The sequence below is a fragment of the Mesorhizobium australafricanum genome (assembly GCF_033977265.1).
GTDB classification, from domain to species: Bacteria; Pseudomonadota; Alphaproteobacteria; order Rhizobiales; family Rhizobiaceae; genus Mesorhizobium; species Mesorhizobium australafricanum.
In genome coordinates this window covers 318,700-331,821 of sequence record NZ_JAVIIT010000006.1, presented here as the reverse complement: position 1 = coordinate 331,821, position 13,122 = coordinate 318,700, and the positions used below count along the sequence as shown (strand labels likewise).

The window sequence follows — 13,122 nt, the reverse complement described above, 5'->3', positions numbered from 1 at the left end:
TGTTCGTCCCTCAGACCGGCTTCTTGCCGAAGACGCGGATGTATTCGGCGACGCCGCCCTTGGCGAGCGCCTTGGCCTGCTTCACCCAGTCGTCGCGCTCGATGCGGCCGCGGAAGTTGAGATAGCCGTCGACCCATTCGCGCTCGGCCGTCTTCCAGGCTGCTACCTGGGCGAAAGTGTAAATGCCAAGCGTATGCAGGATGGCTTCTATCTTCGGCCCGACGCCGGAGATCAGCTTGAGGTCATCGACCGTTACCGGACGCTCGATACCGGCCGGGCGGTTCTTGTCCTCGAGCGAAGGTTTCGTCGGTTTGGCGACAGGCTGCTTTGTTTCCGGTGCCTTGAAGGCGGTGGCCGGTTCGGTTTTCGTTTTTGGCCCGCTGCGCGGCTTTGAAACAGCCTCGACTTCCGGATCGGCCTGGTTGGCATTCGCAGCCGAATGGCGCGGCGCCCTGACGCTGGCGCCGTTCTCGGTGGCCGAGGCGACTTTGACCGGCGACGGCGTGTTAAGCGCCGGGCTGGTTTCAGCCGCATGGGTCTTCGGCTTGGCGGATTTGGACGGCGCAACCGGGCCGGAGGCCGGCGGCGCGGCGGGTGCCGGAGCCGCGGGCGCGGCCGGAGCAGGTGCCGCCTGCGAGACGACGCTGGCAGCAGCCGCAGCTGGTGCCGCCGCGGCGGCATCCTTGGCCGCCTTCGCTGCAGCCTTGGCTTCCTTGTCGCGCGTCGACTTCAGGATCGCCTTTTCACTGGTCAGCGTCTTCAGGCCACCGGCCGGCTCGGAGCCGATACGGCCGTTCTGCGGGCCGGGCTTAACCTCGGCGCCCTTGCCGGCATCATAGAGATCGATGATCTCGGCCAGCCGCTCAGGCGTCAAATCCTCGAAGGTGTCCTTGAAGATCATAACCATCGGCGCGTTGACGCAGGCGCCGAGGCATTCGACCTCCTCCCACGACAGCGTGCCCTTGTCGTTGGTGTGGAACTGGTCGTGATGGATTTTTGACCGGCAGACGTCCATCAGCGCTTCCGAGCCGCGCAGCATGCAGGGCGTTGTGCCGCAGACCTGGATATGCGCGCGGGTGCCGACCGGGTTGAGCTGGTATTGCGTGTAGAAGGTCGCGACTTCGAGGCCGCGGATGCGCGGCATGCCGAGCATGTCGCAGATCGTCTCGATCGCCGCCTTGGTGACCCAGCCTTCCTGCTCCTGCGCAATCATCAACAGCGGGATGATGGCCGACTGTTCGCGCCCCTTCGGATATTTGGCGATCCACTGCTGCGCCGCCGCCGCATTCGCCTTGTTGAAGGCGAAGGAGGCTGGCTGGACGCTGGCATCTGCGAGACGGCGGACTGACATTTAGCGATCGACCTCACCAAACACGATGTCGAGAGAGCCAAGCACGGCGGTGACGTCGGCCAGCATGTGGCCGCGGCACAGGAAATCCATGGCTTGCAGATGTGCGAAGCCGGGCGCGCGCAGCTTGCAGCGGTAGGGCTTGTTGGTGCCGTCGGAGACGAGATAGACGCCGAACTCGCCCTTCGGCGCCTCGACGGCCGCATAGACCTCGCCGGCCGGCACGCGATAGCCTTCGGTGTAGAGCTTGAAATGATGGATCAGCGCTTCCATCGAACGCTTCATCGCCTGGCGCTTGGGCGGAACCACCTTGCCGTCGAGGTTCGACACCGGACCGGTGCTTTCCTTGCCGAGCAGGAGATCGACGCACTGGCGCATGATCTTGGCCGACTGGCGCATCTCTTCCATGCGCACCAGGTAACGGTCGTAGCAGTCGCCGTTCTTGCCGATCGGGATGTCGAAATCCATCTCGGAATAGCATTCATAAGGCTGCGACTTGCGCAGGTCCCAGGCAGCGCCCGAGCCGCGCACCATCACGCCCGAAAAGCCCCAGGCCCAGGCGTCGGCCAGCGACACCGTGCCGATATCGACATTGCGCTGCTTGAAGATGCGGTTGCCAGTGAGCAACGCGTCGAGATCGTCGATCGACTTCAGGAACGGATCGATCCACTTGCCGATGTCCTCGACCAGCTTCTGCGGCAGGTCCTGGTGCACGCCGCCGGGCCGGAAATAGGCCGCATGCATGCGCGAGCCGCTGGCCCGCTCATAGAACACCATCAGCTTTTCGCGCTCGACGAAGCCCCACAGCGGCGGCGTCAGCGCGCCGACGTCCATCGCCTGCGTCGTCACATTGAGGATGTGCGACATGATGCGGCCCATCTCGGAATAAAGCACGCGGATCAACTGGCCGCGCTTCGGCACCTCGATGCCGAGCAGGCGCTCGGCCGCGAGAGCGAAGGCATGCTCCTGGTTCATCGGCGCGCAATAGTCGAGCCGGTCGAGATAAGGCACGGCCTGCAGGTAGGTCTTGGCCTCGATCAGCTTCTCGGTGCCGCGATGCAGAAGGCCGATATGCGGATCGACTCTGTCGACGACTTCGCCGTCCAGCTCGAGAACCAACCTCAAAACACCGTGCGCTGCAGGGTGTTGAGGCCCAAAGTTAATGTTGAAATTACGAACGGAGGTTTCAGCCATGGTGGCGCCTCAATTTGCCTTCGCCTTCTCATCGCCCGGCAGAACGTAGTCCGTTCCCTCCCACGGGCTCAAAAAGTCGAAGTTTCTGAATTCCTGCTTCAATTCCACCGGCTCGTAGATGACCCGCTTGGCCTCGTCGTCGTAACGAACCTCGACAAAGCCGGTCAGCGGGAAGTCCTTGCGCAGCGGATGGCCCTCGAAACCATAGTCGGTGAGAATGCGACGCAGGTCCGGATGACCCGAAAACAGCACGCCATAAAGGTCGTAGGTCTCGCGCTCGAACCAGTCGGCACCGGGATAGACGCCGGTCAGCGACGGCACTAGCGTCTCCTCGTCGGCCTGGACCTTGAGGCGGATACGGACATTCTGCTTCGGTGACAGAAGGTGATAGACGACGTCGAAGCGCTTGGCGCGCGACGGGTAGTCGGCGCCGCAGATGTCGATGATCGAGATGAACTGGCAGCGCGGATCGTCGCGCAGGAAGGTCGCCACCTCGACCAGATTGCCGGGGTCGACGGAGACCGTCAGCTCGCCATACGCAAGCACGACTTCGCCGATGCGGCCAGAGAGCTTCTCGCCGAGATAGGTGGAGAGTTCGTTCAACGCTTGGGTCATCGGCTCACCGCTCGATCGTGCCGGTGCGGCGGATCTTCTTCTGCAGAAGGAGAATGCCGTAGAGCAGCGCTTCCGCGCTCGGTGGGCAGCCGGGCACATAGATGTCGACCGGCACGATGCGGTCGCAGCCGCGCACCACCGAGTAGGAATAGTGGTAGTAGCCGCCGCCATTGGCGCAGGAGCCCATCGAGATGACGTAGCGCGGCTCCGGCATCTGGTCGTAGACCTTGCGCAGCGCCGGCGCCATCTTGTTGGTCAGCGTGCCGGCGACGATCATGATGTCGGACTGGCGCGGGGACGCGCGCGGCGCAACGCCGAAACGCTCCGAGTCATAGCGCGGCATCGAGGTGTGAATCATCTCGACCGCGCAGCAGGCGAGGCCGAAGGTCATGAACATCAGCGAGCCGCTGCGCGCCCAGGTGATCAGCGCTTCGGTCGAGGTGACAAGGAAGCCCTTGTCGGCCAGTTCATTGTTGATTTCGAGGAAGAAGGGATCGTCCTCCCCCACCGGCCTGCCGGTGTTGGGATCGATGATGCCCTTGGGCTTCGGCGCGACGAGGGTGCCTGAACTGTCGTTCAATCCCATTCCAGCGCTCCTTTTTTCCATTCATAGGCAAAGCCGATGGTCAGCACCGCCAAAAACACCATCATCGACCAGAAGCCGAGCATGCCGAGCTTGGAGAAGGACACCGCCCACGGAAACAGGAAGGCGACCTCGAGGTCGAAGATGATGAACAGGATCGACACCAGGTAGAAGCGAATGTCGAATTTCATGCGGGCGTCGTCGAACGAGTTGAATCCGCATTCATAGGCGGAAAGCTTTTCCGGATCGGGACTGCGGTAGGCCACCAGGAAGGGGGCGACGAGAAGCGCCAGACCGACGACCGTCGCCACGGCGATGAACAGGACGATGGGCAGATACGAACTCAGGAGTGCGCTCATGCGGCGGCTTTCCTTCGGGGGCAGTTCACTTTGATTACAGCAACGAACTCTAATGCGGAAGCGTGACAGTTTAACCGCTGAACCGTTTTAAGGGGCCCATGCTGCAACGCGGCGAGGGTTAGCGCAGCGGTTTCGGTGACGCAAGTCAAACCTTGTTCAATTCGCGGCCCTGGACGCCATATCGGAAGAAACTGGTCCGATCCGCTCCTGTTTGATTTCCTTCACTTTTTACTCCACTTTTCTCTCCTGACATATCTCCCGCCATTTGCCTGCTAGCATGGCCGGAATCACCGGCTAAAAATCCGACGGACGATCGCGGCAAGGGTACCTTGATGAAGGAGAAAATCTCGCTCGCCATGGCCAGGCGCATCGCGCTGGGTGCGCAAGGGTTCAACGACCCTCGGCCCGGTGGCGTTCCGGATCGCCGGCACCTTGCGCGTGTGCTTTCGCGAACCGGCCTGTTGCAGATCGATTCCGTAAGCGCCGTGGTGCGCGCTCATTATATGCCGCTCTATTCGCGTCTCGGTCCCTACCCGCTTGCGCTGCTCGACAACGCCGCGGTCACCCGCAAGCGCGCGGTCTTTGAATATTGGGCGCATGAGGCGTCGTTTCTGCCCGTCGAGACCTATCCTTTGATGCGCTGGCGCATGCAGCGCGCCGAGCAGGGCGACGAGATGTATCTCGGCCTGGCGAAATGGGGCCGTGAACGCAAAACGACGATCGACGAGATCTACGCGCAAGTCGCCGAACGCGGGCCGATCGCCGCATCCGACATCGAGGGCCACAAGGGTAATGGCGGCTGGTGGGGCTGGAGCGAGGCCAAGCACGCTTTTGAGTGGCTGTTCTGGGCCGGCCGTATCACCACCGCCTACCGGCGCGGCTTCGAACGCTATTACGACCTGCCCGAGCGCGTTTTGCCGCAGGCCGTGCTCGACCTGCCCGTCCCCTCGGTCGAGGACGCGCATCGCGAATTGCTGCGCATTTCCGCCCGCGCCCATGGCATTGCCACCTATGGCGACCTGCGCGACTATTTTCGCCTGGCGCCGGGCGACACGAAAGACCGCATCGGGGAACTGGTCGAGACGGGCGAATTGCTGCCGGTGAAGGTCGAAGGCTGGGACAAGACCGCCTATCTTCACAAGGACGCACGCTTTCCGCGCCGAATCGAAGCGCGCGCCCTGCTCGCGCCTTTCGATCCAGTCGTCTTCGAGCGCACGCGGACGGAAAAGCTGTTCGACTTCCGCTACCGCATCGAGATCTACACGCCGGCCGAAAAACGCCAATACGGCTATTACGTGCTGCCCTTCCTGCTCGGCGACCGGATCGTCGCCCGTGTCGATCTGAGGGCCGACCGCCCGGCCAGCGTGCTGCGCGTCCACGCCACCTATGCCGAGCCCGGCGCTCCGCCCGACACGGCCGCCCAGTTGTTCGAAGAACTGAAGCAGATGCAAGGCTGGCTCGGCCTGGAACGCATCGAGGTAACGCCCGCCGGCGATCTGGGGCAGCCGCTGGCCGACATCGCGGTGTCGTAGCCGTGCGTTGACACTGTCGCCTGCAAAAGCCTAAATCCGGCCCAGACGGTCCCTTGCCCGCAACGGCAAGGGCCAAGAGGGAATGCGGTGCGGGCCGAAAACCCAAATCCGCGGCTGTCCCCGCAACTGTAAGCGACGAGCCCCGGCCGAAAACCACTGGGATGTTCCCGGGAAGGCGGCATTCAGGGTGACGACCCGCGAGCCAGGAGACCTGCCGTCTGAGACTTTTTGAATCCGATCGCCCGGCGGGTTTCCGGGCAAGGAGCATGGTTTTTTGGACCACAACGGCAGTTTTTCGGCTGGCACAGCGGACAATGCGTCCAGCGATCCCGACGCGTTGGCTGGCGTGACCGTCATCGTCTGCTCATCCTGCCGCGACGAAACCGGTTCGGACGCGCAGCAGCGCGCCGGCGCGCTGCTGGCCGAAGATGCGCGCTGCGCGGCATCGGGCGAGAAAATCCGCATCCGCACTGTCGAATGCCTCGGCAATTGCAAGCGCCGCCTAAGCGCCGCGCTGCTGCGCGACGGCTGCTGGAGCTACGTCTTCGGCGACTTGAATACGACCAGCGGCGCCGATCTCGTCGCCGGCGCAAAGCTCTTCGCCACCTCGACCGATGGCCTGATCCCGTGGCGTGGCCGTCCCGAATCCCTCAAGCGCGGCCTCGTTGCCCGCATCCCTCCCCTCGACATGCTGAAGGACTGACCATGAACGCTTCCGTTTCCCGTGTTCCTTGCACGGTCGTCACCGGCTTTCTCGGCGCCGGCAAGACGACGCTGGTCCGCCATCTTCTGGAAAACGCTGGCGGCAAGCGTATTGCGATCATCGTCAACGAATTCGGCGACATCGGCATCGACGGCGAAATCCTGAAGGGCTGCGGCATCGATACCTGTCCTGAGGAAAACATTGTCGAACTGGCCAACGGCTGCATCTGCTGCACCGTCGCCGATGATTTCGTCCCGGCGCTCGACCAGATCCTGTCGCGCACGCCGAAGGTCGATCACATCCTGATCGAAACCTCGGGCCTGGCTTTGCCGAAGCCGCTGGTCCAGGCCTTTCAGTGGCCAAGTGTGAAGAGCCGCGTGACGGTCGACGGCGTCATCGCCGTGGTCGATGGTCCGGCGCTGGCCGACGGCCGCGTCTCCGCCGACATGGACGCCCTGCAGGCGCAGCGCGCGGCGGACGTGACGCTCGACCATGACGATCCGGTCGAGGAGGTGTTCGAGGACCAGATCGCCTGCGCCGACCTGATCATCCTGTCAAAGAGCGATCTGATGGACACCGCCGGCTCTGCCCGCGCCAACGCCGTCATCAACGAGCACTCCGCCCGCGCCGTGAAAATCGTGCCGACATCGCACGGCAAGGTCGACCCGTCCGTGCTGCTCGGCCTCGGTCTCGCCGTCGAGGACGACATCGAGAACCGCAAGTCGCATCATGACGGCGCCTTCGACCACGAGCATGACGACTTCGACACCTTCATTGTCGACATTCCCTCGATCGCCAACCCGGACGAATTGGCAAAACGCGTCGCCCTTGCCGCCGAGCAGGAAAACGTGCTGCGCGTCAAAGGTTTCGTCGAGGTCGGCGGCAAGCCGATGCGCCTCCTGCTCCAGGCGGTCGGCCCACGCGTCAACCACTACTACGACCGCCCCTGGACGGCCGAGGACGACCGCCGCTCGCGGCTCGTCGTCATCGGCCTCAAGGGGCTGAACCGTCCGGCGATCGAGCGTATCCTCGCCGGCTGAGGCCAACACGATAAGCGATGCATATCCTCACCACCACATCCGCTTCGCTCGACGACCTCGCCGAGCCGATCGACCTCAGGCAGACGCCTGCGGATGTCGCGGCGCTGTCCTTCACCGACAGCGATCTCGCCGGCCTCGCCGCCGCCTGGAAGGCGGGCGCCGCGCGGTTGCCGTCAATGCGGCTTGCCGCCCTTCGCGACCTTCGCCACCCGATGTCGGTCGATCTGTGGATTGACAGCGTCGCACGCCACGCCAAGGTCGTCCTTGTCCGCATCCTCGGCGGCTATGACTGGTGGCGCTACGGCTGCGACCAGCTCGCCGCGGTCGCGCGCGAGCGTGGCATAAAGCTGGCGCTGCTGCCCGGCGAAAGCCATGACGAGGACCAGCGGCTGATCGAAAGCTCGACCCTGCCGCGCGAGGAGCTGGACGCCTTGCTCGGCTATTTCCGCGAAGGCGGCCCGGCGAACATGGTGGCGCTGGTGCACAGGCTGGCGCGGCTTGCTGGGGCTGAGGCGGCCGTGGCCGAGCCGGTCAGCGTGCCGAAAGCGGGGTATTATCAGTCTGGGCTGGGGGTTGTGGAGAAGCCGGACCTTTCAAACGCCGGCGTTCCTTCGCACCCCCCTCTGTCCTGCCGGACAGAGGGGAGTGTGACGAAACTCGACGCCAACAATGTCGGCGTCGTCCCCATCCTCTTCTACCGCTCGATGCTGCTAGCCGCCGACGTGGCACCGATCGACGCGCTGGCCGAAGCGCTGCGCTCGCATGGCATGACGCCCGTCCCGATCTTCGTTTCCAGCCTCAAGGACCCGGCGTCGCTCGCCTTCGTCGAAACCGCCCTCGCCTCGCTAAGCCCCGCCGCGATCGTCACCGCCACGGCCTTTGCCTCCGGCGCGGAACCCGGTGCCGAAACCCTGTTCGACCGCGCCGGCGTGCCCGTCTTCCAGGTCATCGTCGCCACGACGAGGCGCGAGGTCTGGGAAAAGAACCAGCGCGGTCTCGCCCCCGCCGATCTCGCCATGCATGTCGTGTTGCCCGAGCTCGACGGCCGTATCCTCGCCGGCGCGATCTCGTTCAAGGGTGAAATCGAAACCGACCCGGCGCTTGGCCACCGCGCTTTCGCCAACCGGCCGGAGGCGGATCGCGTAACGCAGGTCGCCAGGCGCGTTGCGGCATTCGTTCGCCTGCAGCGGACAGAGCGGGCCGAGCGCAGATTGGCGATCCTGATTCCGGATTACCCGAGCGCGCCAGGGCGTACGGGCTACGCCGTTGGGCTGGATGTGCCGTCGAGCGTGCTTGCCATGCTGCACGACCTGAAGGAACAGGGCTATGCGGTTGAGGGGATTCCGCAAACGCCGCGTGGGTTGCTTGATGCGCTGGGGGCTTCCGGCCATTCGATAAGGCTTGACGACTATCTCTCCTTTTCAACTGAATTGCCGACGGCCGCTACAGTTGCGGTTGAGGCCGCATGGGGCCAAGCAGAAGACGAGATAAGGTTGCGCGAGGCACCCCCCTCTGTCCTGCCGGACATCTCCCCCGCAGAGGGGGAGATCGGCAGTTTTGCCGACGGCGCCAGCCTTGCGACGCTGGAGATTGGCGAAGGCAGTGATGAGAGCTCAATCTCCCCCCTTGCGGGGGAGATGTCCGGCAGGACAGAGGGGGGTGTTCACGCGCCAACGTCCACCAAATTCCCCTTCCGCGCCGCCACCTTCGGCAACATCACAGTGGCGCTCGCCCCCGATCGCGGCGGCTCGGCCGATCGCCGCGCCGACTACCACGATCCGACCCTCCCCCCGCGTCACGGTCTCATCGCTTTCGGCCTGTGGCTGCGCAAATCCCTTGGCGTGCACGCCATCGTCCACATCGGCGCGCACGGCACGCTGGAGTGGCTGCCGGGCAAGACGGTCGCGCTCTCCGAGAGCTGCTTCCCCGAGATCGTCACCGGCTCGCTGCCGGTCATCTATCCCTTCATCGTTTCCAACCCGGGCGAAGCGGCGCAGGCCAAGCGCCGCATCTCGGCCGTGACGCTCGGCCATCTGCCGCCGCCGCTGGCCGGCGCCGGTCTCGACGAGGCTCAGCAGCGGCTCGAGCGGCTGGTCGATGAATATGCCCAGGCCGACGGCCTCGACCGCCGTCGCCGCGACCGGCTGGCCAGGCTCATCGTCGAGACGGCACAGAAGACTGGCCTCGCTTCTGAAGCCGGCGTGGCCCGAACCGACGCGCCGGACGAAGCGCTGCGCCGCATCGACGCCTGGCTCTGCGACCTCAAGGATTTCGCCGTCAAGGACGGGCTGCATGTCTACGGCCGCGCGCCGGAAGACGAAGCCGATCCGCAGCGCCGGCAAAGTGCTGCGGCCGAAAAGGCTGCCCTGCTCGATGCGCTCGACGGCCGCCACATCAAGGCAGGCCCGGCCGGCGCGCCGGCGCGTGGCCGGGCCGACGTGCTGCCCACCGGCCGCAACCTCTTCACCTCCGACCCGCGCACCATGCCGACGCCGACGGCCTATGACCTCGGCCAGGCGGCGGCGGAAGAAGTCGTGCGCAGCTATATGCAAAGCCATGGCGACTGGCCGCGCTCGCTGGTGATCGACCTCTGGGGCTCGGCCTCGCTGCGCACCGGCGGCGAGGAGATCGCGCAAGGCCTGGCGCTGATGGGCTGCCGGCCGCAATGGGATGCGGCGACCGGCCGCGTCACCGGCATCGAGGTGCTGCCGCCGGCAGCACTCGGCCGCCCGCGCGTCGACGTCACCTGGCGCATTTCCGGCCTGTTCCGCGACATGTTCCCGACCCAGATCGCGCTGATCGATGCTGCCGCCAACGCGGTCGCCGGCCGTGACGAGGACGATGCGGAAAACCCGCTCGCTGCCGCGACCCGCGTTCAAGGCAAGGTCGGCCCGCGCATTTTCGGCACTTCGCCCGGCACTTACGGCGCTGGCGTCGAGGATCTGCTGTCGCGCGGCGAATGGGGTGCGCGCGAAGAGATCGGCCGCGCCTATCTCGACGCCACCTCGCACGCCTATGGCGGCGCCGACGGCGAAGCGATTGCCGCGCCCGGCGCCTTCGAGGGCCGGATCGCCGAAGCCGATCTTCTCGTCCATACGGGAGACGACCCCGGCCGCGACATCCTCGAAGGTTCGGCCGATGTCGCTTTTATCGGCGGGTTTTCAGCCGCGCTTGCAGCTCTTGGGAGGAATGCCGACGTCATCGTGCTCGACACGACCGACCCCAAGAAGCCGAAGCCGCGTTCGGTGAGCGAAGCGGTATCGCGCGTGGTGCGGGCCCGCGCCGTCAATCAGCGCTTCATCGCCGGCCAGATGCGCCACGGCCCGCGCGGCGCCTCGGAATTCGCCGAAACGGTCGACCGTCTGGTCGGCTTCGCCGAGACAACGCATGCCATATCGGGCGCGTTGATCGAGGCGGTGCACGACGCCTATGTCGGCGACCCGGACGTCCGCGCCTTCCTTTTGCGCGAGAACCCGGCGGCGGCAAAGATTATCGCCGAGCGCTTCTTGTCGGCGCGGCGGCGAGGCCTCTGGCATCCGCTGCGCAATTCCATCGACGACGATCTCGCCGCCTTGATCGCCGAGGCCCAGGCAAGCGGGGTGGCGTCATGAACGCGTTTTCGCGCCGCGGCGCCTGCCCTGCCCTCAGCGCGCCGATGCAGACCGGTGACGGGCTGCTGGTGCGGCTCAATCCGGTTGATCGAGGGCTTTCGCCCAAGTCGCTGATCGGACTCGGCGAATCCGCTCTGCGCCACGGCAACGGCATTATGGAAGTGACCGCGCGCGGCAGCCTGCAGATCCGCGGCCTGACGGCGGAAAGCGCGCGGTTGCTGGCGGCGGAGGTGGATGCGCTGGGCATTGCAGTGCGCAGCGGCGTTCCGGTCGAGACAGGGCCGCTGGCAGGGATCGATCCGCAGGAGATCGCTGATCCTAGACCGCTGGCGGGGTGGATCAGGGCGGCGATTGAAGAGGTTGGGCTGGCGGCACGGCTGGGGCCGAAAGTGTCGGTGGTTGTCGATGGCGGCGGGCAATTGAGCATGGACGCGCTGACGGCCGATATGAGGCTTAAAGCGGTTCGGGCCGGCGCAAGCGTCCTTTGGAGCGTTTCGGTTAGCGGTGACGCGCGCAGTGCAAGGCCGCTCGTGACCGTCGATGCGGACGCTGCGCGCGATATCGCTGTGGCGGCGTTGAGGATGGTCGCGGAAAAGGGCCGCGAGACGCATACGCGGGATTTGTCGGATCGGCAGCTCACTTCACTCGCAAGTTGGCACTCCGTCACACCCCCCTCTGTCCTGCCGGACATCTCCCCCGCAAGGGGGGAGATTAGCAGCTCCGCCGTCGGCACTCCTCCTTTGTTCGAAACTGACGCAGCGTTTGCGATTGGCGAAGTCGGCCGCGACAAGTCAATCTCCCCCCCTGCGGGGGAGATGTCCGGCAGGACAGAGGGGGGTGCGCAGGAACGCCAGCCTCTAAGAAGTCCCGTAGGCACCTTCGACCTAGGCGACACCCAAGCCCTCGGCATCGCCCTGCCCTACGGCAGCATATCGGCCCAAAACCTTATCGAACTCGCCGCACAAGCCTCGAACCTCGGCTCCCCCGAGATCCGCCTCGCCCCAGGCCGCGCCCTGCTCTTCCTCAGCCTCTCCCCCACAGCGTGCTCCTCCTTGCAATCGGCCGCCGCGACCTTCGGCTTTGTCACCGACGCATCCGACCCGCGCACCCGCATCGCCGCCTGTCCCGGCACGCCGGCCTGCGCTTCCGGCCGCATCGCCACCCGCGCCATCGCCGAGACGATCGCAACCGAATGCGCCGACCTCCTCGACACCTCCCTCACCCTGCACGTCTCCGGCTGTGCCAAGGGCTGCGCGCATCCGGGCAAGGCGGCGCTGACCCTGGTCGGCGACGAAAACGGAGCCGGACTTGTCGTGGACGGGACGGCAAAGGCCCTTCCTGCCGGATACAGGCCGGGCTATGACGCCGCGCGCGGGGTCGCCGGCATTGCGGCGGCGATCCGCGACGCACGACATCCTGGCGAAACCGCCGCTGCCTGCCTGGCAAGGCTCAGCGCGGCCGGCATCGCCGAACTCTATCGACGGAACCAGTGAATGGCGGCCTACGACTATATCCACGACGGCAACGCGATCTATGAGCGCTCTTTCGCCATCATCCGCGCCGAGGCGGACCTCTCGCGCTTTTCCGAATCCGAGGCCGATGTCGCGATCCGCATGATCCATGCCTGCGGCCAGGTCGAGGCCGCCAGCCATTTTGTTTTCTCCAACGGCTTTGTCGATGCGGCCCGCGCGGCGCTCACCGCCGGCGCGCCCATCTTCTGCGACGCCGAGATGGTCGCCCACGGCGTCACCCGCGCCCGCCTGCCGGCCGGCAACGAGGTGATCTGCACGTTGCGCGACCCGCGCACGCACGAGATCGCCAGGGAAATCGGCAACACCCGTTCGGCTGCGGCGATCGACCTCTGGGGCGAGCGTATCGCCGGATCGGTCGTCGCCATCGGCAACGCGCCGACCGCTCTTTTCTACCTGCTGGAAAAGCTGCGCGACGGCGCGCCGAAGCCTGCAGCGATCATCGGCATGCCTGTCGGCTTCGTCGGTGCCGCCGAATCCAAGGATGCGCTGGCCGAGAATTCCTATGGCGTGCCCTATGCCATCGTGCGCGGCAGGCTCGGCGGCAGCGCCATGACCGCCGCCGCGCTCAATTCATTGGCGAGGCCAGGTCTGTGAACGCGCCTGTT

The 13,122-nt window shown here is 65.5% G+C and carries 11 protein-coding genes and 1 riboswitch; of the genes, 6 read left to right on the top strand and 5 right to left on the bottom strand.

The window, feature by feature from the left end; translation table 11 throughout:
* Nucleotides 1–10: 10 nt before the first annotated feature.
* The 5 genes from RFM98_RS14795 to RFM98_RS14775 are packed head-to-tail and all read right to left on the bottom strand — an operon-like array spanning nt 11 to nt 4,099.
* Nucleotides 11–1,351: an NADH-quinone oxidoreductase subunit E gene (locus tag RFM98_RS14795; RefSeq protein WP_320309561.1), complete on the bottom strand. Its 1,341-nt coding sequence runs from the start codon at nt 1,349–1,351 to the stop codon at nt 11–13.
* Nucleotides 1,352–2,542, bottom strand: coding sequence for an NADH-quinone oxidoreductase subunit D (locus RFM98_RS14790; RefSeq protein WP_320213169.1), 1,191 nt, complete (start codon nt 2,540–2,542; stop codon nt 1,352–1,354).
* 9 nt (nt 2,543–2,551) lie between these two features.
* The gene (locus RFM98_RS14785) at nt 2,552–3,157 is read right to left on the bottom strand and encodes an NADH-quinone oxidoreductase subunit C (RefSeq protein ID WP_320309560.1); all 606 of its coding nucleotides are present in this window, start codon (nt 3,155–3,157) and stop codon (nt 2,552–2,554) included.
* A gap of 4 nt (nt 3,158–3,161) precedes the next feature.
* Nucleotides 3,162–3,743, bottom strand: a complete 582-nt coding sequence (locus RFM98_RS14780) for a NuoB/complex I 20 kDa subunit family protein (RefSeq protein ID WP_013531090.1) — start codon at nt 3,741–3,743, stop codon at nt 3,162–3,164.
* Nucleotides 3,734–4,099 (bottom strand): NADH-quinone oxidoreductase subunit A, encoded by a 366-nt coding sequence (locus RFM98_RS14775; protein ID WP_320213181.1) that lies wholly within the window; start codon nt 4,097–4,099, stop codon nt 3,734–3,736. Before RFM98_RS14775 ends, RFM98_RS14780 begins: the two co-directional genes overlap by 10 nt.
* A 332-nt stretch (nt 4,100–4,431) precedes the next feature.
* On the opposite strand from RFM98_RS14775, the gene RFM98_RS14770 reads away from it, so the two are divergent.
* From RFM98_RS14770 to RFM98_RS14745, 6 genes are all read left to right on the top strand, one after another.
* Complete coding sequence (locus RFM98_RS14770; RefSeq protein WP_320309559.1) at nt 4,432–5,631, top strand: winged helix-turn-helix domain-containing protein; 1,200 nt, start codon at nt 4,432–4,434, stop codon at nt 5,629–5,631.
* Between the two features lie 29 nt (nt 5,632–5,660).
* Nucleotides 5,661–5,864, top strand: a riboswitch (cobalamin riboswitch).
* A gap of 41 nt (nt 5,865–5,905) precedes the next feature.
* Entirely contained in the window at nt 5,906–6,334 is a 429-nt protein-coding gene (locus tag RFM98_RS14765) for a DUF1636 family protein (RefSeq protein WP_320309558.1), read from the top strand.
* Between the two features lie 2 nt (nt 6,335–6,336).
* Nucleotides 6,337–7,374 (top strand): cobalamin biosynthesis protein CobW, encoded by a 1,038-nt coding sequence (gene cobW, locus RFM98_RS14760; RefSeq protein WP_320309557.1) that lies wholly within the window; start codon nt 6,337–6,339, stop codon nt 7,372–7,374.
* 17 nt (nt 7,375–7,391) lie between these two features.
* Nucleotides 7,392–10,985 carry a cobaltochelatase subunit CobN gene (locus tag RFM98_RS14755; RefSeq protein ID WP_320309556.1) on the top strand — a complete coding sequence of 1,198 codons (3,594 nt, stop codon included), beginning with the start codon at nt 7,392–7,394 and terminating at the stop codon, nt 10,983–10,985.
* Nucleotides 10,982–12,478, top strand: a complete 1,497-nt coding sequence (gene cobG, locus RFM98_RS14750) for a precorrin-3B synthase (protein WP_320309555.1) — start codon at nt 10,982–10,984, stop codon at nt 12,476–12,478. The genes RFM98_RS14755 and cobG overlap by 4 nt, the downstream gene beginning before the upstream one ends.
* Nucleotides 12,479–13,111: a precorrin-8X methylmutase gene (locus RFM98_RS14745; protein WP_320309554.1), complete on the top strand. Its 633-nt coding sequence runs from the start codon at nt 12,479–12,481 to the stop codon at nt 13,109–13,111. It abuts the gene before it with no gap.
* Nucleotides 13,112–13,122: the final 11 nt, after the last annotated feature.